Source organism: Treponema endosymbiont of Eucomonympha sp. (assembly GCF_001028545.1).
On the sequence record NZ_BBPW01000387.1, the window covers coordinates 1 to 667 of the forward strand.

Below are 667 nucleotides of genomic sequence, written 5' to 3' on the forward strand. Positions count from 1 at the left end.
CCCCTGCCCTATCCGCGGGTCACGCCGCCGTTTGCCGCGCCTGCGCCGGCTCTTTCGCCTCAATGCCGGCTTCAAGCCGGAACAGATCAAACGGCACAAAGTGTGTAAAAACCGAAGCGCTCTTCATTTCTTCCCACGAAAAGCCGTATTTCTTGTACAGAACCGCTGTTTTTTCGTACACGTCCCAGTGCCAGTCATGAGCCGGCGTCCGGTGCCCTTCAAGACGGGAGCCTATGGCGACATTCCACAGGCGAAGCACCGGCAATACGCCGCGTTCCGCCAGATACTCGACGCCTTCCAGCAGCGACGCTTTAGGCTCTATGCCGCTGACCAGTGACGAGCGCACCCGGTGTTTGCCGAAGACCCGCAGTTCCTCGTCGAGGGCAGCGAGGCAGTTCCGCCAGCCGCCGCAGAGCTGCGTCTTGCCCGGGCAGATGACGCCGAAGAGCTTCTCGTTCCAGATTTCGAGGTTCGTGGCTATGGTGCGGTAGCCCACCGCCTTGTATTTTTCAAGCACGGAGAAGTCCAGCGGCGCGCCTATATCGGCGGTGCCGTTAAAATCCTCCAGTCCGGTGTGTTCCCGCACGGCTTCGGCGACGTCCAGATAGTATTCAAGCTCGCGGCGTTCGGCGATGAAGCCGCCCGAAACCGTTACGTGGTCAAAGCC

1 protein-coding gene is annotated in these 667 nt (G+C 60.6%); it reads right to left on the reverse strand.

The features are described 5' to 3' along the window. Positions 1–19 precede the first annotated feature (19 nt). On the reverse strand, positions 20–667 hold a 648-nt coding region (locus tag AWU74_RS11975), incomplete at its 5' end, for a radical SAM protein (protein ID WP_368853467.1).